At 50.8% G+C, this 242-nt stretch carries 1 protein-coding gene; it reads right to left on the bottom strand.

Translation table 11 applies throughout. The annotated features are described in order from the left end of the window. Positions 1-242: hypothetical protein (locus ACM0OS_RS29105; RefSeq protein WP_414546640.1), on the bottom strand; the 242-nt coding region annotated here is incomplete at both ends.

Genomic DNA, 242 nt, shown 5'->3' with positions numbered 1-242 from the left:
GTTGACAGCCGGTGCTGATGCCACTGCATTGCCAGATTGTTGGGTGCGGTATTTTGCCTGTAATCTCTGGAGTTCTGCTTGTAGGCTGTTTATAGGTGCTGGTGCAGCTACATTCTCAGATTGCTGGCTAGGCTGTTTCTGAGGTGATGGCTGAATATCCGCTTGTAGGCTGCTTGGTGGAGTAACGGGAATGGGTATAGAAACATTCTCGTTGACAGCCGGTGCTGATGCCACTGCATTGC

The sequence above is a fragment of the Nostoc sp. CCY0012 genome, assembly GCF_963920855.1.
Taxonomy (GTDB): domain Bacteria; phylum Cyanobacteriota; class Cyanobacteriia; order Cyanobacteriales; family Nostocaceae; genus Cyanocohniella.
Note: the sequence above shows the minus strand (reverse complement) of the source record. Positions and strands in the feature narration are given on the sequence as shown.